Origin of the sequence: Streptomyces sp. NBC_01237 (assembly GCF_035917275.1) — a bacterium.
GTDB lineage: Bacteria > Actinomycetota > Actinomycetes > Streptomycetales > Streptomycetaceae > Streptomyces.
In genome coordinates this window covers 3,401,076-3,424,899 of sequence record NZ_CP108508.1, presented here as the reverse complement: position 1 = coordinate 3,424,899, position 23,824 = coordinate 3,401,076, and the positions used below count along the sequence as shown (strand labels likewise).

The 23,824-nt window shown below is 70.6% G+C and carries 21 protein-coding genes and 1 pseudogene; 15 read left to right on the top strand and 7 right to left on the bottom strand.

Annotated features, from left to right (window positions below):
- The first annotated feature begins 69 nt into the window (after positions 1-69).
- A complete protein-coding gene (hutI, locus tag OG251_RS15000; RefSeq protein WP_326677642.1) occupies positions 70-1,242 on the top strand; it encodes an imidazolonepropionase in 1,173 nt (390 codons plus the stop codon).
- 215 nt (positions 1,243-1,457) lie between these two features.
- On the opposite strand, the gene OG251_RS14995 is transcribed toward hutI, so the two are convergent.
- The gene (locus OG251_RS14995) at positions 1,458-2,456 is read right to left on the bottom strand and encodes an RNA polymerase sigma factor SigF (RefSeq protein ID WP_326677641.1); all 999 of its coding nucleotides are present in this window, start codon (positions 2,454-2,456) and stop codon (positions 1,458-1,460) included.
- Between the two features lie 285 nt (positions 2,457-2,741).
- Between OG251_RS14995 and OG251_RS14990 the strand changes: the two genes are divergently transcribed.
- The 6 genes from OG251_RS14990 (at position 2,742) to OG251_RS14965 (ending at position 8,195) form a co-directional block, all read left to right on the top strand.
- On the top strand, positions 2,742-3,110 hold the full coding sequence (locus OG251_RS14990; protein WP_326677640.1) for an STAS domain-containing protein: 369 nt from the start codon (positions 2,742-2,744) through the stop codon (positions 3,108-3,110).
- A gap of 190 nt (positions 3,111-3,300) precedes the next feature.
- The gene (locus OG251_RS14985; protein WP_326677639.1) at positions 3,301-3,792 is read left to right on the top strand and encodes an ATP-binding protein; all 492 of its coding nucleotides are present in this window, start codon (positions 3,301-3,303) and stop codon (positions 3,790-3,792) included.
- A gap of 204 nt (positions 3,793-3,996) precedes the next feature.
- Positions 3,997-4,686: a peptidase gene (locus OG251_RS14980; protein ID WP_326677638.1), complete on the top strand. Its 690-nt coding sequence runs from the start codon at positions 3,997-3,999 to the stop codon at positions 4,684-4,686.
- A gap of 7 nt (positions 4,687-4,693) precedes the next feature.
- Complete coding sequence (locus OG251_RS14975) at positions 4,694-5,662, top strand: COG1470 family protein (RefSeq protein ID WP_326677637.1); 969 nt, start codon at positions 4,694-4,696, stop codon at positions 5,660-5,662.
- A gap of 5 nt (positions 5,663-5,667) precedes the next feature.
- Positions 5,668-6,828 carry a hypothetical protein gene (locus OG251_RS14970; protein ID WP_442818421.1) on the top strand — a complete coding sequence of 387 codons (1,161 nt, stop codon included), beginning with the start codon at positions 5,668-5,670 and terminating at the stop codon, positions 6,826-6,828.
- Positions 6,829-6,842: 14 nt separating this feature from the next.
- Complete coding sequence (locus OG251_RS14965) at positions 6,843-8,195, top strand: hypothetical protein (protein WP_326681269.1); 1,353 nt, start codon at positions 6,843-6,845, stop codon at positions 8,193-8,195.
- Positions 8,196-8,370: 175 nt separating this feature from the next.
- Here the strand turns inward: OG251_RS14965 and OG251_RS14960 are convergent, their stop codons facing one another.
- Positions 8,371-9,858 (bottom strand): oligopeptide:H+ symporter, encoded by a 1,488-nt coding sequence (locus tag OG251_RS14960; protein ID WP_326677636.1) that lies wholly within the window; start codon positions 9,856-9,858, stop codon positions 8,371-8,373.
- 496 nt (positions 9,859-10,354) lie between these two features.
- Between OG251_RS14960 and OG251_RS14955 the strand changes: the two genes are divergently transcribed.
- A complete protein-coding gene (locus tag OG251_RS14955) occupies positions 10,355-11,032 on the top strand; it encodes a response regulator transcription factor (RefSeq protein ID WP_073726400.1) in 678 nt (225 codons plus the stop codon).
- A 35-nt stretch (positions 11,033-11,067) separates the two neighbouring features.
- Positions 11,068-12,333 carry an ATP-binding protein gene (locus tag OG251_RS14950; protein ID WP_326677635.1) on the top strand — a complete coding sequence of 422 codons (1,266 nt, stop codon included), beginning with the start codon at positions 11,068-11,070 and terminating at the stop codon, positions 12,331-12,333.
- A gap of 195 nt (positions 12,334-12,528) precedes the next feature.
- Here the strand turns inward: OG251_RS14950 and OG251_RS14945 are convergent.
- Positions 12,529-13,038 (bottom strand): annotated as a pseudogene (locus OG251_RS14945) (GtrA family protein); the annotation flags it as partial.
- Between the two features lie 134 nt (positions 13,039-13,172).
- Between OG251_RS14945 and OG251_RS14940 the strand changes: the two are divergent.
- Genes OG251_RS14940 through OG251_RS14930 form a run of 3 tightly spaced genes read left to right on the top strand, consistent with a single transcriptional unit; the run spans position 13,173 to position 16,076 of the window.
- Positions 13,173-14,324: a 5-(carboxyamino)imidazole ribonucleotide synthase gene (locus tag OG251_RS14940; RefSeq protein WP_442818335.1), complete on the top strand. Its 1,152-nt coding sequence runs from the start codon at positions 13,173-13,175 to the stop codon at positions 14,322-14,324.
- Positions 14,321-14,875, top strand: coding sequence for a 5-(carboxyamino)imidazole ribonucleotide mutase (gene purE / locus OG251_RS14935; RefSeq protein ID WP_326677633.1), 555 nt, complete (start codon positions 14,321-14,323; stop codon positions 14,873-14,875). The genes OG251_RS14940 and purE overlap by 4 nt, the downstream gene beginning before the upstream one ends.
- A gap of 7 nt (positions 14,876-14,882) precedes the next feature.
- The gene (locus tag OG251_RS14930) at positions 14,883-16,076 is read left to right on the top strand and encodes a dipeptidase (RefSeq protein ID WP_326677632.1); all 1,194 of its coding nucleotides are present in this window, start codon (positions 14,883-14,885) and stop codon (positions 16,074-16,076) included.
- A 56-nt stretch (positions 16,077-16,132) separates the two neighbouring features.
- On the opposite strand, the gene OG251_RS14925 is transcribed toward OG251_RS14930, so the two are convergent.
- Entirely contained in the window at positions 16,133-16,504 is a 372-nt protein-coding gene (locus tag OG251_RS14925) for a VOC family protein (protein WP_326677631.1), read from the bottom strand.
- Between the two features lie 96 nt (positions 16,505-16,600).
- Here OG251_RS14925 and OG251_RS14920 point away from each other — a divergent pair, with 96 nt between their 5' ends.
- The gene (locus OG251_RS14920; protein ID WP_326677630.1) at positions 16,601-17,134 is read left to right on the top strand and encodes a CGNR zinc finger domain-containing protein; all 534 of its coding nucleotides are present in this window, start codon (positions 16,601-16,603) and stop codon (positions 17,132-17,134) included.
- Between the two features lie 52 nt (positions 17,135-17,186).
- Here OG251_RS14920 and OG251_RS14915 read toward each other — a convergent pair whose 3' ends face one another.
- Positions 17,187-18,530, bottom strand: a complete 1,344-nt coding sequence (locus tag OG251_RS14915) for a UDP-glucose dehydrogenase family protein (RefSeq protein ID WP_326677629.1) — start codon at positions 18,528-18,530, stop codon at positions 17,187-17,189.
- 209 nt (positions 18,531-18,739) lie between these two features.
- Here OG251_RS14915 and OG251_RS14910 point away from each other — a divergent pair, with 209 nt between their 5' ends.
- Entirely contained in the window at positions 18,740-19,897 is a 1,158-nt protein-coding gene (locus tag OG251_RS14910; RefSeq protein ID WP_326677628.1) for an acyl-CoA dehydrogenase family protein, read from the top strand.
- 141 nt (positions 19,898-20,038) lie between these two features.
- Here OG251_RS14910 and OG251_RS14905 read toward each other — a convergent pair whose 3' ends face one another.
- Positions 20,039-21,325, bottom strand: coding sequence for an LCP family protein (locus OG251_RS14905; RefSeq protein ID WP_326677627.1), 1,287 nt, complete (start codon positions 21,323-21,325; stop codon positions 20,039-20,041).
- Between the two features lie 118 nt (positions 21,326-21,443).
- On the opposite strand from OG251_RS14905, the gene OG251_RS14900 reads away from it, so the two are divergent.
- The gene (locus OG251_RS14900; protein WP_073726601.1) at positions 21,444-21,992 is read left to right on the top strand and encodes an acyl-CoA thioesterase; all 549 of its coding nucleotides are present in this window, start codon (positions 21,444-21,446) and stop codon (positions 21,990-21,992) included.
- 267 nt (positions 21,993-22,259) lie between these two features.
- Here OG251_RS14900 and OG251_RS14895 read toward each other — a convergent pair whose 3' ends face one another.
- Positions 22,260-23,747 carry an LCP family protein gene (locus OG251_RS14895; RefSeq protein ID WP_442818334.1) on the bottom strand — a complete coding sequence of 496 codons (1,488 nt, stop codon included), beginning with the start codon at positions 23,745-23,747 and terminating at the stop codon, positions 22,260-22,262.
- Positions 23,748-23,824 lie beyond the last annotated feature (77 nt).

Here is a 23,824-nt window from a genome sequence, read left to right as displayed (position 1 = left end):
ACCCCCGAACCGCCGGAGCCACCCGAACCGGCCCGACCCGAGCCGGAACCCAAGGAGAACGGTCTCCAGATGACGACGACCGCCATCACCAACATCGCCAGCCTGGTCACCAATGACCCCTCCCTCGGAAACGGGACCCCCCTGGGCCTGATCCGGGACGCGGCCGTCGTCATCGAGGGCGACCGCGTCGTCTGGACCGGTGAATCAAGCAAAGCACCCGCCACTGACAACGCCCTCGACGCGGCCGGCCGAGCGGTGATCCCCGGCTTCGTCGACTCCCACTCCCACCTCCTCTTCGCGGGCGACCGCACCCAGGAGTTCAACGCCCGGATGTCGGGCCGCCCCTACACCGCGGGTGGCATCCGGACCACGGTCGCGGCCACCCGCGCGGCCTCCGACGACGAACTCTCCGCCAACGTCGCCCACTACCTCGCCGAGGCCCTGCGCCAGGGCACCACCACGTTCGAGACGAAGTCCGGCTACGGGCTCACCGTCGAGGACGAGGCCCGCGCCCTGCGCATCGCCTCCCGCCACACCGACGAGGTCACCTATCTCGGCGCCCACGTCGTGCCCGCCGAATACGCCGACGACCCGGCCGGCTACGTCGACCTCGTCACCGGTCCCATGCTGGACGCCTGCGCCCCGCACGCGCGGTGGATCGACGTCTTCTGCGAGAAGGGCGCCTTCGACGGCGACCAGGCCCGCGCCGTCCTCACCGCGGGCCGCGCCAGGGGCCTGCACCCCCGCATCCACGCCAATCAGCTGACGTACGGCCCCGGCGTCCAGCTCGCCGTCGAACTCGACGCCGCCTCCGCCGACCACTGCACCCACCTCACCGACGCCGACGTCGACGCCCTGGGACAGGGCGCCACGGTCGCCACCCTGCTCCCGGGCGCCGAGTTCTCCACCCGCGCGAGCTGGCCCGACGCCCGCCGACTCCTCGACGCGGGCGCGACCGTCGCGCTCTCCACGGACTGCAACCCGGGCTCGTCGTTCACCTCGTCCATGCCGTTCTGCGTCGCGCTCGCCGTACGCGACATGGGCATGACCCCCGACGAAGCCCTCTGGTCCGCCACCGCGGGCGGCGCCGCCGCACTGCGCCGTACGGACATCGGCCGCATCACGCCCGGTGCCCGCGCCGACCTCGTACTCCTGGACGCTCCCAGCCATGTCCACCTCGCCTACCGGCCGGGAGTCCCGCTGGTCGGCGCGGTGTGGCAGCGCGGCGAACGCACGGTCTGACCGCGCGACGGGGGCCGTTTGACGGGGGCCGCGGTGCCAAGGCATGTGACCGCTCAGCGGGGCCGCCTGACGAAGGCCACCTGACCGGGGCCGCGGTGCACGGCACGTGACCGCTCTGCGGGGCCGCGTGACGGGGCCGTACATGCGGAAGGACCCGCGCCCATGGCTGGGGCAGGTCCTTCCGCAAGTGATCTCCGGCGCCGGGGGCGGACCGGTCATTCGTCCAGGGTCAGGCCCTTCCGGAGCTTGACCAGCGTCCGCGAGAGCAGCCTGGACACATGCATCTGTGAGATGCCGAGCTCGTCACCGATCTCCGACTGGGTCAGATTGGAGACGAAGCGGAGCGAGAGGATCATGCGGTCCCGCGAAGGCAGCGCGGCGATGAGCGGCTTGAGGGACTCGACGTACTCGATGCCTTCGAGTCCGTGGTCCTCGTAACCGATGCGGTCCGCGAGCGCGCCTTCGTGCTCGTCCTCCTCGGGCTTGGCGTCCAGCGAACTCGCGGTGTACGCGTTGCTCGCGGCCATGCCCTCGACGACCTCGTCGGCGGTGATGCCCAGGCGCTCGGCCAGCTCGCTCACGGTGGGCGAGCGGTCCAGCTTCTGGGCGAGCTCGTCGCCCGCCTTGGCCAGGTCGAGCCGCAGCTCCTGCAGGCGGCGCGGCACGCGCACGGACCAGCTGGTGTCGCGGAAGAAACGCTTGATCTCGCCGACGATGGTCGGCATCGCGAACGTCGGGAACTCGACTCCGCGGCTCAGCTCGAACCGGTCGATCGCCTTGATCAGGCCGATGGTGCCGACCTGGACGATGTCCTCCATCGGTTCGCTGCGGGAGCGGAACCGGGAGGCGGCGAACTTGACGAGGGCCAGGTTGAGTTCGACCAGGGTGTTACGGACGTAGGCGTACTCGTGGGTGCCCTCTTCGAGGGATTCGAGCCGCTCGAAGAGCGTCTTCGACAGCGCCCTGGCGTCCAGTGCCCCTACTTCGGCGTAGGGCGGGATCTCGGGAAGTCCTTCGAGCCCCGTGTCGCCGGTGTCCGCGGTGGTGCTGTCTGCGGCGGTGCCGGTGTTGCCGGCGGTACTGAGGGTGGTGCTGGTGGTGCTGGTGCGCGGGCCGGGTACGGCGCTCGCGGCAGGGGAGTCGGAATCGGTCGGTCCCTGAGGACATATCGACGCCGCGTTGTGGGTACGCGCTTCGTCGAGCCGGGGTGACATGCTTCTCCTCCATCGTTCTCGGCATATGGCTGCCGATGCCCATACGTGTTCCTGCGGTGAAGCGGCGCCTCCAAAGCCGGCCGTGTTTCTGGTGTGCCTCTACCCTTACCCGGTTCGTATGGGGACTTACAAGCGCCAAATACCGCTATATGTCCGCTTTGTTGAGTTCTTCGACTACCGCGTGGCGTACGGAACGCGTACTGTTTGACGAACGTCGGCGGCAGCTGTACAAGCAGCCGCACAGGCAGTGACGCGCACAGTGACGAGCGGCGAAGAGGGACGGGCATGGACCGCGGGACGGTCGGCAGTGCGAACCGGGGTCGACTTCACGTCGAGGCCCGGACCGAGGGACGCAGCGAGATCGTGACGCCGGTGGGTGAGCTCGATCACCACACCGCCGATCTGCTGCGGGAACCTTTGGAGAGCGCGGTCGAGCAGGGGCGTGCGCGCCTGGTGGTCGACTGCTCGCGCCTCGAATTCTGTGATTCCACCGGGCTGAATGTGCTGCTCGGTGCCCGCCTCAAGGCTGAGGCGGCCGGGGGAGGGGTCCATTTGGCCGGCATGCTGCCCGTAGTGGCGAGAGTTTTCGAGATCACCGGGGCCGAGGCGGTTTTCACCGTCCACGCCACTCTCGCGGAGGCGCTGGACACCTGACCGTGCCGGGTTTCGTGGCTCCGGGCGCCTTGAGTGTCGCCTGTGTCACGCGATCGCGTGGATGAAGTGGGTGTTGTCACGAATCGGCCGGGCAGGAGACACCCCGGCGGCGTCGTGGCGGCCCGCACACTCTGTATCTGACCAGTATCTGTTCGATGGCGACACGGTGAATCGGTGAGGTGAAGCGCTGATGAGCACCACCCGGCAGCATCCGCCGGGCGACCTCGGCCGCGAGCCGGACGGCGCGGGCGCACCCTCGCCCGTTCCGGCGGAGCGGCAGTGGCGCACGCTCTCACTGGGGCAGGCCAGCGGCATCGTGCCGATGGCCCGCGACTTCGCCCGGCAGGCGCTCCACGACTGGGGCTGGCTCCCGGCGTCCACCGCCGACCGCCGCGCCGCCGCCGAGGACGTCCTGCTGGTCGTCTCCGAGCTGGTCACCAACGCCTGCCTGCACGCGGAGGGCCCCGAGGAACTCCGGATCGGCTGCATGGCGAAGGTGCTGCGGGTGGAGGTCGTCGACCGCGGTGCCGGGCAGCCCGCACCGCGTACCCCGCACCGGGCCGGACGGCCCGGTGGTCACGGCATGTTCATCGTGCAGCGGCTCTGCCTGGACTGGGGCGTGCAACGTACGCCGGAGGAGCCGGGCAAGACCGTCTGGGCGGAACTCGCCGCTCCCGCGTAACACGCGGCGCGTCACCGCGTCCGTCCCTCCCCGCACACCACCCACACCCATGAACACCCAGGAGCGCGCCGGATCGGCGCGCTCTTTGTCTTCCCTCCACAAGGCGCCGGGCGTACCTTGAGCGCCCAATCTGATGTGTCGTCAGCAAATCGCGCCGGTACGGAACATGGCGCGCGGCGACTTCCGGCGTGAGGGGAACACGAGGTGTCGAACCAGAAGCGGACAGCGCTGGCGCTGGCGTCTGCGCTGGCGGGCTCGGTGGTGCTGATGGCCGCACCCGCCGCGCATGCCGAGGTCGTGGACGTCAACTACCAGTGTCAGACGCCCATCGGGCCCAAGGGTGCGGTGTCGCCCATCGATATCAAGGGCGTCAAGAGCGGCAGCGGCTACCAGCTCACCATGTCCTTCCAGAAGGGCGTCTCCTCCAGTCCGGTCGAACTGGGCAAGGGGGCCATGAAGCCGAGCGCGGTGATCAAGATGGGCGGCGCCGAGCAGGGGCAGATCCAGGTGACCGGACCCGCCAACTCGGAGGCGATCCCGCCCAACACTCCCATCAAGATCAGTGACTTGACGGGCACGTACACCCCGAAGAAGAGCGGCAAGGTCACCTTCACCGCCGGGGTGCTCACCATCAAGGCGGTCGGTACGACCACCACCTGCACACCCAAGAACAGCCCCGGTCCTTCGCTCGAACTCGATGTCCAGGGCTCGGGCGGCTCCTCGGGCGGCTCGGGCGGCACCCCCGCGACCACTCCGGCGGGCGGCGGCGAACTGCCGAAGACCGGCCCGCTCGACTCGGCGGCGGCGCTCGGCACGCTCGGCGGCACCGTGCTGCTGACCGGGGCGGCCGGGGTGCTGTGGCTGACCCGGCGCGGGCAGCGGAACCCGGGCTGAGCCGTCCATGTCGCCGTTGACCGCGTACGCCGCCCGAGCGGCGCTCACCGTACTGCTGTGCGCCTGCTCCATCAGCCCGGTGGCGGCGGCGGACGGCTCCTCGGACACCGCGACCTCCACCGGCTGGGTGGCGCGGCCGGCGGCCGGGGGCGGCCGTACCGGCGACAGCGGGCGGCCGTACTTCTACCTGGAGGGCGTACCCGGAGCGGTCCTCCAGGACCGGCTCTCGGTGACCAACCCCGGCCGGACCCCGCTGACCGTACGGCTGCGGGGCGCCGACACCAACCGGCGGGAGGGCGCCGACCCTGTCGTACCGGAGGCGAAGGGCTCCACCGGGGCCGGGGCATGGCTGCGGCTCGCCTCGGGGAAGGTGACCGTGCCCGCCCGCACCCGTGCCGAGGTGCCGTTCGCCGTCACCGTGCCCCCGGACACGGCGCCCGGCGACCATCCCGGGGCGATCGTGGCGGAGAGCGGCGGCCGTACGGTGGGTGTCCCGATCCGGCTGAGGGTCGGCGGGCCGACGCTGGCCGCGCTCACCGTGGAGGACGTCGCGGTGTCCGGGCGCACCATCCACTACACGCTGGTCAACCGCGGCAACGCGACCCTGGCGCCGCGGCTGACCGTGAGCGCGGACGGGGTCTTCGGCGCGCTGCTGCGCCGCGAGGCCCGCGCCCTGCCGCTGGAACTGCGCCCCGGACAGCGGGTGGAGCTCACCGAACCCTGGCGGGACGCCCCCGCCCTCGACTCCGCGACGGTCCGGCTGCGGGTCACGGCCGCGGGCGGTGCGCACGACGAGGCGTCGGCCTCGGCGACGTACGTCCCCGGAGCCCCGTTGGCGGGCGGTGCGCTGCTGGTCCTGGGCGCCCTCGCCGCAGGCGCGTACCGGCTCCGGCTCGGGCACCGGCTTCGGCCGCGTTACGGACATCGACAGGACTCCGACGAAAGGCACGTGGTGAAGGCGGGAGCGGACACGTGAGGGAACTGACCGGACCGGCGACCCCAGGACGCGGCAACCACCGCCGACCCCCCGTACCGCTCCGCGCGCCGCTGACCGTACCGCTCCGCGCGCCGCTGCCGAAGCTGCTCGTCGTGCTGCTGCTCTGCCTGCTGCCCGCGCTGCTGCTCCTGGGCTCCACCGGTGCCCGTGCGGACGGCCGACCCGCCGTCACCCTGTCCAAGCAGGAGGCGGGCAAGGGCGGCGAGATCACCGTCAAGGGCAGTGGCTGGCGGGCCGACGCCCTGCTGATGCTGCTGATCTGCGGGCAGTCCACACCGGACAAGGGCGTGATCGGCGGCACCAACTCGTGCGCCAACGCCGAGGGCAGGGCCGTCACCACCGACAGGTCCGGCGCCTTCAGCAAGAAGATGCCGGTGGCCGAGCCGCCCAAACCCTGCCCGTGTGTGGTGCATGTCGTCACGGTGACCGGGGAACAGGCCGTCTCCGACGCGGTGTTCACGGTCGCCGGGCACCCGACGGCACCGCTGCCGCGGCCGACCGGCGGGAAGCTCGCGGTACTGGCCACCACCCGGCTGGAGGGCGACAGTTCACTGCTCACCTGGTTCGGCGCCCCGGCTTCGCGGCGGCTGGTCGTCACCGTCGGCAATCTCGGCTCGGCCCCGGTCACGGACCCCGTCTTCGAGGTGGGCACCGCGCACGGCGTGTACGCCCCGCAGTGGGAGGAACACCAGTGGCGCGGCACCGTCGCGCCCGGCCGCAAGGCACAGATCAAGCTCCCGGTCGAACTGACGGCGGGTGCCCACGGCGACTACCAGGTCTCCCTGCGGTACGGCACGAAAGTGCTGGCCGAGCAGCCCTGGGGAGTGGGCCGCCCCTGGGGCGTGACGCTCTTCTGGATCCTGCTGTGCGTCGTCGTCCCGGCCGCCGTCTTCCGTATCGGCATGGCGATCGTCGACAAGGTACGGCCCCGCCCGGACCGGGCGGGCGCCCGGTCAGGCCGCCACCGCCCCCCGCGGCCGCCGGAGGCGACCGCGAAACCGCCCCGCCCGCGCCGCAGGGGCGGCACGGCACCGCAGGCGCCCCCGGCCGAAGGCCCGGCGACCACGACCACGGCCGCGCTGCCGTGGTTCACCCCGGATTCCGCACCGTCAGAGAACCGACCCACGACGAAGGGACATTCGTGAGCACGCAACGGAGGATGAGCGCGGCCGGAGTCGCGCTGATGCTCGGCGGCGCGGGCATGGTGCTGGCCGCGAGCCCGGCCCAGGCCGCCGACGTCTCGTACAGCACGGAGTGCATACCGCCGCCCATTTCGGGGCTGCCCGCCGTACAGGGCACCACCAAGGTGCAGCTGACCGCGCCCGCAGAGGCGAAGGTCGGTGACGAGATCGAGGTCGTCTGGAAGACGGTGGCCGCCGCTTCCAAGAATCCCGACATCCTCGACCTGGACAAGGACACGGTGAAGCCGACCGGCACCATCAAGGTGGGCGGTGCGGCGAGCGGTGAGCTGAAGCTGGAAGGGCCGCGGCAGAACCCGCCGATTCCCAAGAACAGCCCCATGGTGCTGCCCGACATGAAGGGCACACTGAAGCTGGACAAGGCCGGGGAGATCACGCTGACCCCGGACGCGTACAGCATCAACGTGTCCAAGCCGATCTCCACGGACACCAAGTGCGCCCCGAAGGAGGCCGTCCAGCCCGGCGCCACCATCAAGGTGACGGAGGGCGGCGGCACCACGACCGGAGGCACGACCGCCGGTGGCACGACGGCGGGCGGTACGACCGCCGGTGGCACTACGGCAGGGGGTACGACCGCCGGTGGTACTACGTCGGGCGGTACGTCGGCCGGGGGCACGGACTCCGGGGGCACGGACTCCGGTGGCTCCAGCGGCGGCGGCGAGGGGCAGACCGACTTCCCCGGCAAGGAAGTGTCCGTTTCATACGCCTGCAAGACGCCCATCGGGGACAAGAACGCCACGTCCCCCGTGAAGATCAGCGCCAAGAAGAGCGGCGGCGGCTACGCCCTCACCGTGAAGTTCAGCAAGTCGGTGATGGACAGCCCGATCGACATCCCGGCGAACCAGGTGAAGCCCTCCATGGAGGTCAAGCTCGGCGGGGCGGACAAGGGCACCGTCCATGTCGTGGGCCCCCTGAACAAGGAGGTCATCAAGACCGGCGCACCGATCGAGATCCCCGATCTCACCGGTACGTACAAGCCGGGCGCGAGCGGGAAGTCCACGCTGAGCCCCGGCGTGCTGACCGTGCTGGCCGCCGGTACGACGACGACCTGCACCCCGCCCGCGGGGGTCGCGGCCTCGCTGGAACTGGACACCTCCGCCCAGCCGGGCGGGGCGTCGGGCGGTGACACGGCGGGCTCCGGCGGCGCCGCGGCATCGGGCGGCGGTACGGACTCCGGCGGTGGCCTGGCCGCCACCGGCGCCGAGGACGACGGCGCCCTGCGCGCACTCGGCCTGGTCGCCGGTACGGCGATCCTGCTGGGCGGCGCGGTGTTCACGTTCACCCCGTGGCGCAGGCTGCGCGGTACTCGCTGACGCGTCACGCGACGAGACACACCGCGTGACGCGCTGTAGGGCGCGACGAGCCGTAGCCGTACGGCAGGCACGACGAGAAGCACCACACGACGAAGGGCCGCACGACGAAGGGCCGCCGCACCGTTCTGCCGGTGCGGCGGCCCTTCCGTTCACGGACGGCGCGCGTCAGTACCCGTCAGCGCACATCACCCATGAGGGTGGCGACCTTCTTGCGGTACATCCAGATCGAGAACCCGGCCACGATCGCGAGCGCCGCTTCCAGCCCCACCATCCCGGTTCTGTTCAGATCCACCCCGGCCAGCGACAGCAGGCTGGTGGTGCAGTCGCCCGCGGTGACGGCCAGGAACCAGACACCCATCATCTGGCTGCCGTACTTCGCCGGAGCCATCTTCGTGGTGACCGAGAGGCCGACCGGCGAGAGGCACAGCTCACCGACGGTCTGCAGGAAGTAGATCGACACCAGCCACATCGGGCTGACCTTGTCGCCGTCCGAGGCCAGCGTCAGCGGCATCATGAAGACGAGGAACGACACACCGACCAGGAACAGACCCGAGCCGAACTTGACGACCGTGCTCGGCTCCTTGCCGCGCCGGTTGAGCGCCAGCCAGATCCAGGCCACCACCGGCGCGAGCGCCATGATGAAGACCGGGTTCACGGACTGGTACCAGGAGGTCGGGAAGTCCACACCGAACAGGGTGTTCGAGGTCGAGGACTCGCCGAAGAGCGACATCGTCGAGCCGCCCTGGTCGTAGATCATCCAGAAGACGGCCGCCGCCACGAAGAACCAGATGTAGCCGGACATCTTCGACTGCTCGGTGGCGGAGAGGTCCTTGTCCCGCTTTATGCGCGCCAGCACGGCGACCGGAATGATCAGACCGGCGACGGTGATCGGGACGAGCGCCCAGTTCAGCGTGTAGACGTCCGTGGCCACCAGCACGCCGTAGAAGACGACGGCGACGATCAGCCACAGCAGACCCTTGCGCAGGGTGGAGCGGCGCTCCTGGGCCGAAAGCGGCTTCGGGACGATGCTGGAGCGGGCGTCCAGGTGGCGCGTACCGATGAGGAACTGGGCCAGACCCAGCGCCATGCCGAGCGCGGCGATGGCGAAACCGAGGTGCCAGTTCACCTTCTCGCCGATCGTGCCGATGATCAGCGGGGCGGCGAAGGCACCGAGGTTGATGCCCATGTAGAAGACGGTGAAGCCGCCGTCGCGTCGCGGGTCGTCCGGGCCGGAGTAGAGGTGGCCGACCATCGTGGAGATGTTGGCCTTCAGCAGACCGGAACCGAGTGCGACCAGCGCCAGACCGGCGAAGAAGGTGCCGGTGCCGGGCAGGGCCAGCGTCAGGTGGCCGAGCATGATGACCCCGGCCGAGATGGTGACCGTCTTCCGCGGCCCCCAGACGCGGTCTCCGAACCAGCCGCCGGGCATGGCGAGCAGGTAGACCATCGCCATGTAGATGGAGTAGATCGCGGTGGCGGTCGCCGCGTTCATGTCCAGGCCGGAGCTGGAGACGAGGTAGAGCGGAAGCAGGGCCCGCATGCCGTAGAAGCTGAAGCGCTCCCACATCTCGGTCATGAAGAGAGTGGCCAGGCCGCGGGGGTGGCCGAAGAAGGTCTTTCCGCCGGTCGTACTGGCCGAATCCTTCGTCAGGCTGGACGCCATGGTCGATCCTTGCTGGTCGGGACGCGTCGCCTGGTGAGCGTTACGCGCCCGGTGGGGGGTAGCCGGCACCGATACGGACAGCCCCACCCCCGACGCCTGGAGGGGGATTCGCCCCGTACGCCGGGCTCCGTAGGGGAGAGCTCGGCGCCGCGGGCTGGGGAAGAACCGCATCGGGATCCACGCCCGACGCGCGTCCTCGCGCTCCGGGCCCGGCCCACAGGTCATTCACTCATGTCACGGCCGGCGGGTAACCGGCCCGCACACAAAAGAGACCCTTGGCGCTTAAAGCTGCCCAAAGGTCCTTGAGTAGTGCAACAGGCGTCGGGACACCATACGACACGCCACGGCCGGATATGAAAGGACATGAGACCTGGATCACAGGTGAGGAAGGAATCAGGCTCACATATTCAAAGGTTCCGGTCCGTTTTGTGGCCCAGACCCGCAGGCGTTGATGAGTGCCTCACCCTGGGCGCCCTGTGCGGTCTACCATCACCACATGACCCGTGTACTGCTCGCCGAGGACGACGCATCCATCTCGGAGCCACTGGCCCGCGCACTGCGTCGGGAGGGTTACGAGGTCGAGGTCCGTCAGGACGGTCCGACCGCGCTCGACGCCGGACTCCAGGGGGGCGTCGACCTGGTCGTCCTCGACCTGGGCCTGCCCGGGATGGACGGCCTCGAAGTCGCCCGCCGGCTCCGCGCCGACGGGCACACCGTGCCGATCCTGGTGCTGACGGCCCGCGCCGACGAGGTCGACACGGTGGTCGGCCTCGACGCGGGGGCCGACGACTACGTCACCAAGCCGTTCCGCCTCGCCGAACTCCTCGCCCGGGTCCGCGCCCTGCTGCGCCGCGGTGCCACCGAGCCCGCCCCGCAGCCCGCCACCCACGGCGTCCGGATCGACGTCGAGTCGCACCGGGCCTGGATGGGCGAGGAGGAACTCCAGCTCACCGCGAAGGAGTTCGACCTGCTGCGGGTCCTGGTCCGGGACGCCGGGCGGGTCGTCACCCGCGACCAGCTGATGCGGGAGGTCTGGGACACCACCTGGTGGTCCTCCACCAAGACGCTCGACATGCACATCTCCTGGCTGCGCAAGAAGCTCGGCGACGACGCGGCCAACCCCCGCTACATCGCGACGGTCCGGGGCGTCGGCTTCCGGTTCGAGAAGAGCTGAAGCGGAACCGGAAGAGCTGACGAAACGAAGCAGCCATGCGCCGTCGACTGATCAACTCCACGCTCGCCGTGGTGCTCGTGGTGATCGCCGTCTTCGGTGTCTCCCTGGTCATCGTGGAGACCCGCACCATCAGCGCCAGCGCCCAGGAGAGCGTCGACACCGAGGCGCTGCGGCTGATCAGCGTCGTGGAGAGCCGGCTGCTGGGCGAGGAGCGGATCACCTCGCCGGTACTGGCCGAACAGGTCGACTCCAGCCGCTACGCCCTGGTCGAGATCCGCGGCCGGGCCCCCATCGAGGTCGGCGAGCGCCCCACCGGCAACGTCATCCGCAGCACGGCCGAGGGGGAGCAGGGCGAGAAGGTCACCGTCGAGGAGTCCCGCTCGGCCGTCACCCGTGAGGTCGGCCGGACCCTGCTGATCATCGGCGCGGTGGCGCTGCTCGCGATCGTCTCCGCGGTACTCCTCGCCGTACGTCAGGCCAACAAGCTGGCCTCGCCCCTCACCGACCTCGCCGAGACCGCCGAACGCCTCGGCTCCGGCGACCCGCGCCCCCGCCACAAGCGCTACGGGGTGCCGGAGCTGGACCGCGTCGCCGACGTCCTGGACTCCTCGGCCGAACGCATCGCCCGGATGCTGACCGCCGAGCGACGGCTGGCGGCCGATGCCTCGCACCAGCTGCGCACCCCGCTGACCGCGCTCTCCATGCGGATCGAGGAGATCTCCGTCACCGACGACCCGGACACGGTGAAGGAGGAGGCGAACATCGCGCTCACCCAGGTCGAGCGGCTCACCGACGTGGTGGAGCGGCTGCTGACCAACTCCCGCGACCCGCGTACCGGCTCCGCCGTCGCCTTCGACCTGGACGAGGTCGTCAAACAGCAGATCGAGGAGTGGCGCCCGGCCTACCGCAGCGCGGGCCGCGCCATCGTCTGCTCGGGCAAGCACGGGATGCGGGCCGTCGGCACCCCCGGCGCGGTCGCCCAGGTCCTGGCCGCGCTGATCGAGAACTCCCTGATGCACGGCGGCGGCACCGTCGCCCTGCGGACCAGGGTCACCGGCAACCAGGCGGTCATCGAGGTGACGGACGAGGGCCCCGGGGTCCCCGCCGACCTCGGGGCGCGGATCTTCGAGCGGACGATCAGCGGCCGCAACTCCACCGGGATCGGCCTGGCCGTCGCCCGGGACCTCGCGGAGGCGGACGGCGGGCGGCTCGAACTGCTCCAGCAGCAGCCCGCCGTGTTCGCGCTCTTCCTCAGCAGGGTGGCGCTCAGCCGCAAGGATCCGGAGCGCCCGGTCCGCTGAGCGCGCCGCGCGGCCTCGGCGGCGTACGGGTTCCGGAGCGGTCGGCCGGACGCCGGAGGGGCGGCGTCAGCGAGGCAGCGTCACCGAACCGGGTGCCACCGGGCCGGACGGCGTCACCGGGGCGGCGGATGTCACCGGGCCGGACGCCTGGACCGGGGCGGCCGGTGCGACCGGGGCGGCCGGTGTCACCGGTGTCACTGGGGTCGGCGTCATCGGGTCGGACGGTCCCCGCTGCTCCAGAAACTTCTCCGGGCTGAGCACGGCCTCCTCGGCGGGAAGCGCCTTGAAGACCCAGGTGCGGTAGGACCAGAAGCGGAACAGGGTGGCGATCCCGATGCCGAGGATCTTGAAGACATTGCTCTGGACCGGGCTGTTCCAGCCGAAGCCGTACGTCGCCAGGTACAGCACACCGGTCTCGATGACCGCGCCCACCGCGCTGAACAGCAGGAACAGCATCAGCTCGCGGGTCCGGCCGCTCTTGTCGCGGTCCCGGTAGGTCCAGTAGCGGAACCCCACGTAGTTGAAGAGGATGGCGACGCAGGTCCCCATCAGCCCGGCCCGCACCACCGGGATGTCCGTGGTGCGCCAGATCAGGTTGGAGACCGCGATATTGACCAGCAGGCCGAACGCGCCGACCGCGCCGAACTTGGCGACCTCCCGGGCCAGCAGATCAAGCCGGGTCCGCAGTGCGCCCCGTTCGCTCATGGTGATCGCTCAGCCCCGTCCGTAGGTTTCGTCAACCCCGTCATGCTATCCAGCCCTCCCGTGTGATGCCCATGAGGAGGAGAGGGAGCCGGACGGCGTCGGGGGAGCACCTGGACGGCGGATACCCTGGAGGCGTGACGTTCCCGGTAGTCGGCATGGTCGGCGGCGGTCAGCTCGCCCGTATGACCCACGAGGCGGGTATCCCCCTCGGCCTGAAATTCAAGCTCCTCAGTGACACTCCTCAGGACTCGGCCGCCCAGGTGGTCGGCGAAGTCGTCATCGGCGACTATCGCGACCTGGATACGCTGCGTGCCTTCGCGCAGGGCTGCGATGTGATCACCTTCGATCACGAGCACGTCCCGACCGAGCACCTGCGGGCCCTGGAGGCGGACGGCATCCCCGTGCGCCCCGGCCCCGATGCCCTGGTCCACGCGCAGGACAAGGGGGTGATGCGCGCCAAGCTCATGGAGATCGGCGTGCCCTGCCCCCGCCACCGCATCGTGAGCGACCCGGCCGACGCCGCGGCCTTCGCCGAGGAGGCCGGGGGCTTCCCCGTCGTCCTGAAGACCGTGCGCGGCGGTTACGACGGCAAGGGCGTGTGGGTGGTCCGCTCCGAGGCGGACGCCGCCGAACCGTTCCGCGCCGGGGTCCCGGTCCTGGCGGAGGAGAAGGTCGACTTCGTACGGGAGCTGGCGGCCAACATCGTCCGCTCGCCGCACGGCCAGGCCGTCGCCTACCCGGTCGTGGAGTCGATACAGACCGACGGCGTCTGCGACACGGTCATCGCGCCCGCCCCCGGTCTCGACGAGAAGCTGGCGGGCGAGGCCCAGCAGCTCGCCCTGCGGATCGCGGCCGAGCTCGGCGTCGTCGGCCACCTCGCGGTCGAGCTGTTCGAGACCCGGGGACCGGACGGGAAGCCCGCCATCCTCGTCAACGAACTGGCGATGCGCCCCCACAACTCAGGGCACTGGACCCAGGACGGCGCGATCACCTCGCAGTTCGCCAACCATGTGCGGGCCGTCCTCGACCTGCCGCTCGGCGACCCGCGCCCGCGCGCCCCCTGGACGGTCATGTGCAACGTCCTGGGCGGCGACTACCCGGACATGTACCAGGCGTATCTGCACTGCATGGCCCGCGATCCGCAGCTCAAGATCCACATGTACGGCAAGGACGTGAAGCCCGGCCGCAAGGTCGGACACGTCAACACCTACGGCGACGATCTGGCGGACGTGCGGGAGCGCGCCCGGCACGCGGCCGACTACCTGCGAGGAACGATCACCGAATGACTTCCCCCCGCACCGGAACCTCCTCGGGTACCTCACCCGTCATCGGCATCGTCATGGGCTCCGACTCCGACTGGCCCGTGATGGAAGCGGCCGCGAAGGCGCTCGACGAGTTCGGGATCCCGTACGAGGTCGACGTCGTCTCCGCCCACCGCATGCCGCGCGAGATGATCGCGTACGGCGAGCAGGCGGACGGCCGCGGGCTGAAGGCGATCATCGCGGGTGCGGGCGGCGCGGCCCACCTGCCCGGCATGCTGGCCTCCGTCACCCCGCTGCCCGTCATCGGCGTGCCGGTTCCGCTGAAGTACCTGGACGGCATGGACAGCCTGCTCTCCATCGTGCAGATGCCCGCCGGGGTCCCCGTCGCCACGGTCTCGGTCGCCGGCGCACGCAACGCGGGCCTGCTCGCCGCCCGGATCCTCGCCGCCCACGACAGCGAGCTGCGGGCCCGGATGCGGGAGTTCCAGCAGGAACTCAACGAACAGGCCACCGAGAAGGGCAAGCGGCTGCGGTCCAAGGTCGAGGGCTCCGACTCCTTCGGCTTCGGAAAGTAGGCGCCCGATGGACTACCTGGACCGGGCCCGGGAGCTCCTCGCCGCCCACCCCGTCGTCGACGGTCACAACGATCTGCCGTGGGCCCTGCGCGAACAGGTCGGCTACGACCTGGACGCACGGGACATCGCCACCAGCCAGACCGGTCTCCTGCACACCGACATCCCCCGGTTGCGCGCCGGTGGCGTCGGCGCGCAGTTCTGGTCGGTCTACGTCCGTACGGACATGCGCGGCGACGAGGCGGTCAGCGCCACCCTCGAACAGATCGACGTGGTCGCCGAGCTGATCGCCCGCTACCCCACGCACCTGCGGCGCGCGCTGAGCGCCGACGACATGGAGCGCGCCCGCGCCGAGCGCCGGATCGCCTCCCTGATGGGCGCCGAGGGCGGCCACTCCATCAACAACTCGCTGGGCACCCTGCGGGCCCTGCACACCCTCGGCGTCCGCTACATGACGCTGACCCACAACGACAACATCGACTGGGCGGACTCGGCGACCGACACCCCGCGCATCGGCGGCCTCTCGGAATTCGGCCACGAGGTCGTACGGGAGATGAACCGCATCGGCATGCTGGTCGACCTCTCCCATGTCGCGGCCACCACGATGCGGGACGCGCTCGCCACCAGCACCGCGCCGGTGATCTTCTCGCACTCCTCCGCCCGGACGGTCTGCGACCACCCGCGCAACATCCCCGACGACGTGCTGGCCGCGCTCCCGCGCAACGGCGGCATCGCCATGGCGACGTTCGTCCCGAAGTTCGTGCTGCCCGAAGCCGGCGACTGGACCCTGGCCGCCGACCGGAACATGCGCGAGCACGGGATGCACCACCTCGACACCACCCCGCAGGCAATGCGCGTCCACGAGGACTTCGAGGCGGCCTACCCCCGCCCGGTGGCCACCGTGGCGACGATCGCCGACCACCTCGACCACATGCGGACGGTCGCGGGCATCGACCACATCGGCATCGGCGGCGACTACGACGGCACGGCGTTCCTCCCGCGTGGCCTGGAGGATGTCTCCGGCTACCCGAACCTGATCGCCGAGCTCCTCGCCCGCGGCTGGTCCGACACCGACCTGGCCAAGCTGACCTGGCGGAACGCGGTGCGGGTGCTGCGCGACGCGGAAGCCGTCGCGCGGGACCTCCAGACCCGGCGCGGCCCGTCCCATGCCACGATCGACGAGCTGGACGGCCCGGCCGTCTGACCCGTTCGCGGGGTACGGGCCCGGCCCGTACCCCGCGACGTACGACGTTCGGGCCGTCAGCCCGCGCAGAGACAGAACGGGTGACCGGCGGGATCCGCGTACACCCGGAACGACCGCTTCCGGTCATCCGCGTCGAGGACCCGCGCCCCCAGGGCGAGCACCTCACCCTCCGCCGCGTCCAGATCGGGCACGGTCAGGTCCAGATGGAACTGCTGGGATCCGTCAGGACTCGGCCACCGCGGCGGTACGAAGCCGGGTGCGGCCTGGAAGGCGAGCGGGGTGCCCGCACCTCCGGTGAGCTCCACCCACCTGTCCCCGCCGTCCTCGAACCGCTCGACGGTGCCGCCCAGCACGGCGGCGTAGAAACCGGCGAGCGCGACAGGATCGGGGCAGTCCAGGACGACGGTGCCCAATGTGGCGATGGCCATGATGCTTCTCCTCCAGGCGTCGAGGCGGTTACCGGTAGGCAGGTTTGGGCGGCAACCGTTACTCCATGCTGCCCCAGTGGGGGTAACGTCGCAACCATGAATGAGCGGGCAGCGGCACCCGGAGCACTCGTCCTGATCGAGGACCTGGTCAACACGCTGAACATCGAGACCGGCGTCGACACCCTCGGCACGGCGGACGGCCGCGCCCCGTTCGGCCTCACCGAGGCCGAGGCGCCCGGCGCCCGGGACCTGCGCGAGGCGCTGCGCCGCGCCTGTCTGGCCCACGCGGGCCACCGGCTGCCCGAAGGCGCCCCGGAGCCGCCCCCGCTCGACGAACTGCTGGCCGCCGCGCCCCTGCGGGTGACGGTCGACGCCGAGGGTGCGGCGGCGCTCCGGCCCGCCGTCGGGCCCCCGGACCCCACGGCCCTCGCCGCCCTCACCGCCGGTGTCGCACAGGCCGTCGCCGCCGCCGCGGCCGACGGGACCTGGATGCGGCTCAAGGCGTGCGAGGCGGAGGACTGCCACTGGGTCTACTACGACCGCAGCCCGGCGGGGCGGCGGCGCTGGTGCTCCATGTCGGTGTGCGGGGCCCGCGCCAAGATGCGTACCTACCGCGCCAGGCGCGCCTGAGGGCCGTCCCGCCAGGGATCACGGGGCAGCCCTCAGGACCGTGCCGCCGGGCTCAGGCCCTCGGGCGGCCCATCGCCCGGTACGTCCAGCCCGCCCCGCGCCACACCTCGCTGTCCAGCGCGTTGCGGCCGTCCAGGATGATCCGGTGGGTCACCGCCTCGCCCAGCGCCGCCGGGTCCAGCTCGCGGAACTCGCGCCACTCCGTGAGGTGCAGCACCACATCCGCGCCGCGCACCGCCTCCAGCGCCGAGTCCGCGTAGCCCAGCGTCGGGAACAGCCGCCGGGCGTTGTCCATGCCCTTGGGGTCGAAGACCGTGACCTGGCCGCCCTGGAGGTGGATCTGTCCGGCCACGTTCAGCGCGGGGGAGTCCCGTACGTCGTCGGAGTCCGGCTTGAACGTCGCGCCGAGCACCGCCACCCGCTTGCCCAGGAACGAATCGCCGCCCACCGCCTCCCGGGCGAGCTCCACCATGTGGCCGCGGCGCCGCATGTTGATGGAGTCGACCTCGCGGAGGAAGGTGAGCGCCTGGTCCGCGCCCAGCTCACCGGCGCGCGCCATGAACGCCCGGATGTCCTTGGGCAGACAGCCGCCGCCGAACCCGATCCCGGCCCGCAGGAACTTCTTCCCGATCCGCTCGTCGTGCCCGATGGCCTCGGCCAGCTTCACCACATCGCCGTCGGCGGCCTCGCAGACCTCGGCCATGGCGTTGATGAACGAGATCTTGGTCGCCAGGAACGAGTTGGCGGAGGTCTTCACCAGCTCGGCGGTGGGGAAGTCGGTCACCACGAACGGCGATCCCTCGGCGACCGGTACCGCGTACACCTCGCGCAGCAGCTTCTCGGCGCCCTCGCTCTCCACCCCGACCACGATCCGGTCGGGGTGCAGGGTGTCCTTCACCGCGAAGCCCTCGCGCAGGAACTCCGGATTCCAGGCCAGCTCCGCGGCCGCGCCCACCGGTGCCAGCTCCGCGAGCCGGGCCGCGAGCCGGGCGGCGGAACCCACCGGCACGGTCGACTTGCCGACGACCAGGGCGGGCCGGGTGAGCTGGGGCGCGAGCGACTCGAAGGCGCTGTCCACATAGCTCATGTCACAGGCGTACTCGCCGTGCTTCTGCGGGGTGTTCACACAGACGAAGTGCACATCACCGAAGGCACCGACCTCCTCCCAGGAGGTGGTGAACCGCAGCCGTCCGGTGGAGCCCTCGATGCCCTCGACGTGCTTCTGGAGGATCTCTTCGAGCCCGGGTTCGTACATCGGTACCCGGCCGGCCGAGAGCAGCTCGATCTTCTCCGGTACGACATCGAGGCCGAGCACCTCGAAGCCCAGCTCCGCCATGGCCGCAGCATGGGTGGCACCGAGGTAGCCGGTGCCGATCACAGTGATCCTGAGGGCCATGAAGTGCTCCTGGAAGATACGGACGGGCGTGCGGAGCCGAGCATAGTCGGGCCCTCCGGTCGCGGAATTCCCGTCTCCCTTTGCCGGGAATGCCCCGTGTGCCCCACCCCTGTCGTGAAGCTCACGTGTCATGCGCGTAGGCCATCGAGCGGGCTGACCACTAAAATTGGGTTACTTAACGGTAGTTAGCACCTTGGGGAGTGAGCGTCTTGGCGGGTTCGACCGATTTCGACCTGTACCGTCCGGCCGAGGAGCACGACATGCTCCGCGAAACGATCCGTTCGCTCGCCGAGGCGAAGATCGCCCCGTTCGCCGCAGCCGTGGACGAGGAGGGCCGCTTCCCCCAGGAGGCGCTGGACGCTCTGGTCGCCTCGGACCTGCACGCCGTCCACGTCCCGGAGGAGTACGGCGGCGCCGGCGCGGACGCGCTGGCGACGGTCATCGTGATCGAGGAGGTGGCCCGCGCCTGCGCGTCCTCCTCCCTCATCCCGGCCGTGAACAAGCTGGGCTCGCTCCCGGTGATCCTCTCGGGCTCCGAGGCGCTGAAGAAGAAGTACCTGGGCCCGCTCGCCAAGGGCGACGCGATGTTCTCGTACGCCCTCTCCGAGCCGGACGCGGGATCGGACGCGGCGGGCATGAAGACCAAGGCCGTCCGCGACGGTGACTTCTGGGTCCTCAACGGGGTGAAGCGCTGGATCACCAACGCGGGCGTCTCCGAGTACTACACGGTCATGGCCGTCACCGACCCGACCAAGCGCTCCAAGGGCATCTCGGCGTTCGTCGTCGAGAAGTCGGACGAGGGCGTCTCCTTCGGCGCCCCGGAGCGGAAGCTCGGCATCAAGGGCTCCCCGACCCGTGAGGTCTACCTCGACAACGTCCGCATCCCCGCCGACCGCATGATCGGCGAGGAGGGCACCGGCTTCGCCACCGCGATGAAGACCCTGGACCACACCCGCATCACGATCGCGGCCCAGGCACTCGGCATCGCCCAGGGCGCCCTCGACTACGCCAAGGGCTACGTCAAGGAGCGCAAGCAGTTCGGCAAGCCGATCGCCGACTTCCAGGGCGTCCAGTTCATGCTCGCCGACATGGCGATGAAGCTGGAGGCGGCCCGGCAGCTCACCTACGCGGCGGCCGCGAAGTCCGAGCGCCTCGACGGCGACCTCACCTTCTTCGGCGCCGCGGCCAAGTGCTTCGCCTCCGACGTGGCGATGGAGGTCACCACGGACGCTGTCCAGCTGCTCGGCGGCTACGGCTACACGCGGGACTACCCGGTGGAGCGGATGATGCGCGACGCGAAGATCACGCAGATCTACGAAGGCACGAATCAGGTCCAGCGGATCGTCATGGCCCGCAACCTGCCGTAGCACTCCGGCCGCAGCGCCCGAGTGCCGCGCCACTCGGGCGGTCGCTGGGCAGCACGGCGAGAGGGGCGTCCCCACGGGGCGCCCCTCTCCTGTCGGCGGCGTCCGGCAGGACGGCCTGCCGCCCCACCGCGCCGTCGGCCGTCAGTTACCGGTGACGGTGACCTTCTCGTCGTTCTTCAGCTGCTGGACGAGCTGCTTGACCTTCTCCTTGTCCCAGACGAGGTTCCCGCCGATGCTGCCCGAGATTGGCATGTTCATCGACGTACCGTCGCCGCCCGTGACGCCCTTCATCGCGAAGAACATCTGGCTCAGGGACCAGAGCGACATGTCCTTGTCGACGATCAGGGTGTCCAGGCCCGCGCCCATCGTCGGGTACAGCTTGAACGGGTTGATGATCGTGGACGGGGTCGCCGTCTGGCTCGCCAGCGCCGCGAGGAACTTCTGCTGGTTCTTCGTACGGTCGAGGTCGCTGCCCGCGAACGCGTACCGGGTGCGGACGAAGGCGAGGGACTGCTCGCCGTTCAGCGTCTGCTTGCCCGCCTGGAAGTCGGCGCCGGACTTCTTGTCCTTGAACGCCTTGGGGATGTCCAGCTCCACCCCGCCGATCGCGTCCACGATCTTGGCGAAGCCGCCGAAGCCGATCTCGACGTAGTGGTCGATGCGCAGCCCGGTGTTGAACTCGACGGTCCGGACCAGCAGTTCGGGGCCGTCCTCGGCGTACGCCGCGTTCAGCTTCACGGTCCGGCCCCTGCCCGGGTACTTCTTGCCCGACTCCGAGCCCACGAACGAGGGGATCTCGACGTTCGAGTCACGCGGCAGGGAGACCAGCGTCGGCCCGTCGGACCCGTCGTGCAGGATCATCATCGAGTCGGTCCGCTTGCCCTCGGCGGAACCGGTGTGGAGCTTCTTCTTGTCCTCCGCGGTCATCCCCGCGCGGCTGTCGGAGCCGACGATCAGGTAGTTCGTGCCCTCGCCGCCCTCGGGCCGCTCGATGACCTTGGAGAGGTCGACCTCGCGCTTCAGCTTGGAGTCGGCCCAGAAGTACGTGGAGATGGAGACGGCGAGCACGACGACCACCAGGGTCAGCGCGCCGATCTTGATCCGCCGGCGCCAGTCGGGAGCGGGGCGGCCCTGGACGTAACCGCCGTCGCCCCCGCCGCCGCGCCGTCCGCCGCCGTGGCCGGAGCCGTTGCCGCTGCCGTAGACCTGGCCCGTGTTGTAACCGTTGTCGTAGGCGGAATCACCTTCGCGGCCGCCGTAGCGGTCGTCGTACCCCTGGCCCTGCGGCGGTACCTGCGGTGCCCGCGGCGGGGCCGGTCGACGCTGGATGTGCGGCATCGCACGGGCGCTCTCGGGCTGGGGGCTTGAGCTGCCCTGCCCGTAGCGGTCGCTGCGGTCGCCGGTCCGTCGATCGGGCCAATCGTTCATGCCGACCAGTGTGCCGCCCCGGCCCATCGGTATTACAGGGTGCAGGGGAAATCGGTCCAGGGCTGTTGCGAAGCTGATGCATTCCGCGCTGCCCAAGCCCGCGCATAAGGTGGAGGGCATGACAGATCAGGCCCCACGCCCGGAGGGCGAGATTCCGGGCAAGTCGACCGCGGCTTCCCGGACCACCCTCAGCCACATCATGACCGGAAACGACACCAACCTGCTGGGTACGGTGCACGGTGGCGTGATCATGAAACTGGTCGACGACGCGGCGGGCGCCGTGGCCGGCCGGCACTCCGGCGGACCGGCCGTGACGGCGTCGATGGACGAGATGGTCTTCCTGGAGCCGGTCCGCGTCGGTGACCTCGTTCACGTACGCGCCCAGGTGAACTGGACCGGCCGCTCCTCGATGGAGGTCGGGGTCCGGGTGATGGCCGAGCGCTGGAACGAGTCGACCCCCGCCCAGCAGGTCGGCAGCGCCTATCTGGTGTTCGCGGCGGTCGACGGGGACGGCAAGCCGCGCGCCGTACCGCATGTGATCCCCGAGACGGAGCGTGACAAGCGGCGCTACCAGGAGGCCCAGATCCGGCGTACGCACCGGCTGGCCCGGCGCCGCGCGATCAAGGAACTGCGCGAGAGGCGCGTGGCCGACGGCATCGACGACTGAGCGCGTGGCCGACGGGCTTGATCGTTCAAGCCCGTCCGGCGACCGAGGACGCGGCGTCGCCGCGGGCCGCTTCACCCGGTGTACGGACAAGGCCCGCTCGACCCGGTGTACGGACAAGGCCCGCTCGACCCGGTGTACGGACAAGGCCCGCTCGACCCGGTGTACGGACAAGGCCCGCTCGACCCGGTGTACGGACAAGGCCCGCAGGACCCGGTGTACGGACGCGGCCCACGCGACCCGGTGTACGGACGCGGCCCGCCGTCACCGTCACGGGCAGACGACCTCGTCCCCCGTCACCGCGCCGAACTTGCCCTGCTGCGGGCTCTCCGCCCGCACCCGCTGCACCGTGCCGAAGTCCGAGCCCGCCGTCACCTTCATCGTGCCGCCCTGCCCCTGCACCGCCCTCAGCTCGCTCCCCGGCAACGCGGCGGCCAGGGACCTCGCCGACCGGTCCCACCGGGGGTCGAACGTCACCAGCGTCCGCCGCAGGTCGCGCAGCTCCCCGTTGAGCGGGGCGCGGGTGGTGTCGAAGCCGGTGGCGCGCAGCGCGTCGTCCATCTCCTTGCCGAGGCCGTCCTTCGGGGTCCCGTTGTAGACCTGCACCCGGATCTGCTGCGGTGCCACATCGACGAGTGCCCCCTTCGGCTTCTGCGGCCCGCCCACCTTCCGCGAGGCGAGCGGCCTGTCCTCGCGCAGCGCCCGGAACAGCTTCTTCGACTTCTTCGCGTCCCACTGCACGGTGGAGCCGATGCCCTTGACCGGGAAGCTGACGTTCCCGACCGGTACGGAGGTGAACTCCGACGACGCCGGGCTGAAGCCGCGCATCGCCTTGCCGAGCGTCAGCATCTGTTCCGTACCGAACCCCTTGTCGGCCCGGACCGAGCCGAGCATCGAGGAGGAGACCCGCTGGAACTTCACCGGGTTCAACAGCACTCCGCTGCTGGTCGCCTGCTTGATCAGCGCCGCGATGAACTTCTGCTGGCGCTGCATCCGGCCCAGGTCGGAGGCCCCGTCGATGTGCCGGGAGCGTACGTACTGAAGGGCCTGACCGCCGTCCAGCTCATGGGTGCCCGCGGCCAGGTCGAGACCGGTGTACGAGTCCTTCATCGGCCCGGCCGTGCAGATCTTCACCCCGCCCACGGCGTCGACCGTCCTCATGAAGCTGGTGAAGTCGACCTCCAGATAGTGATCGACCTTGACACCGGTCATGTGCTCGACGGTCCGTACGGTCAGGGTCGGTCCGCCCTCCGCGTAGGCGGCGTTCAGTTTCACCGGGTGGGTGGCGTGGTGCTTGCCCGTGTTCCGGTCGGTGTGCGCGGGGATCTCGGCGTAACTGTCGCGCGGGAGGCTGACGACGCTCGCCCGCTCCTTGTCGGCCGACAGATGGACCAGCATGATCGTGTCGGTGCAGTGGCAGGGGGCGCCGCCCAGCCGGTACTTCGTTCTCTCGGCCTCGGTGATCCTGTCCCGGCCGTCGGTCCCGACGAGGAGCAGATTCATGCCGTGCCCCGCCGCGGGCCGGTTCTTCATGTCCTTGAAGGGGTCGACGCGGTCGATTCCGGTTTCCAGCCCGCTCACCACCGCATGGCCGATCCCGCCCGCGCCCAGCACGAGCACGGACAGACCCGTGGCCACCCGCATGCCCCAGCGGGGCCGCTCGTCCTGCTTCCGGGTCCGGGGCCGCCGCGCCGGTCTGGCCTGCGGGGGAGTGGTGCGGGGGTGCGGCGATCGGGACGATCGGTGAGGCGTGGGCACGGGGGGACACCTCCGCGGTGCAAGGGGGACCGTTCGCACCATAGGCCCATACGATCTGCGGAACGGGCCGCAACCCG